The sequence below is a fragment of the Polaromonas sp. P1_E3 genome, assembly GCF_056405935.1.
In genome coordinates this window covers 1-923 of the sequence record NZ_JBFUBD010000710.1, presented here as the reverse complement: position 1 = coordinate 923, position 923 = coordinate 1, and the positions used below count along the sequence as shown (strand labels likewise).

Here is a 923-nt window from a genome sequence, read left to right as displayed (position 1 = left end):
CTTTCTATCTTCCTTGGAAAATTGCTCAATAATAATTTTGATCTCCGCCGGAGTTGGTTTTGCCTCAGCCCTTACTTCGATCTGACGTGTTTTTGCTTTCGGACGTGGTGGAAGCAGCGGAATGTTGTCAAAAATCTTAACCCACCCCGGACGCTCATCTAAACCGGCGTTGAGTTTTATGGTGTCACGTCGAATTATGTGAGTAACCCGAGATGCAAGTTCTCCCATTTTTGCGTTACCCGTATTTAGGCTTCGTAAATGAACATCAAACCGATAGCCGTAGCGGGAAGCCGTCGTATCGCTGTTGTCGGAAAACTCAAAACGAACCTGGCCTGATTCAGTTTCTGTTTTTTTCTTGTTTGGGTGACTAACCCTGTTAGTAATGCACTTCGCCACCCAGTCTTGAAATAGCCCTGAGTCACAAACGGAGTGATCCAGTTTTATAGACACGACAGTGTTTAGGCTTGGCACTATCCAGTAGTAGCATGGCTTGCCCCAAATTACCGTTTTTCCCTTGTAGTTATCTGTGTACTCAACAACATTTGACTGCCCGGTTTGAGCGCGCGCTTGAGCTCCCCAGATGCTGCCGGTACTGCCTGTCTCTGACTTCCAGAGCACGAAGAGAAACTCCCCGGTTTCGTCATCTTTGTAGAAGTCGTGGCAGTAGCATTTGGCTGTGCCAGTTCTCGTGTGAACTGGGTCCCAAGGTATTGTGTCTTCCATGGGTTTGCCTTGCACCCATTTGTAGATTAACTCAAACGTTTCGAAGGCATTCAAGCCGCTGGGGACGTCGTTGCCCTGCTTATACAGGCCGCACTCGTCAATGCTGAAGAAGTTCAAATGTGCTGGAATTATCATGATCTCGAAACCTTTGTTGCTCGACGCTTGACGACCGAGTGCTCCATCTCTAGACGGGACTATGT

The 923-nt window shown here is 47.9% G+C and carries 1 protein-coding gene; it reads right to left on the bottom strand.

Annotated elements, in window-relative coordinates:
• A partial coding sequence (locus AC1D0Z_RS22965) for a hypothetical protein (RefSeq protein ID WP_477660437.1) occupies positions 1-840 on the bottom strand: 840 nt, incomplete at its 3' end.
• Between the last annotated feature and the right edge of the window lie 83 nt (positions 841-923).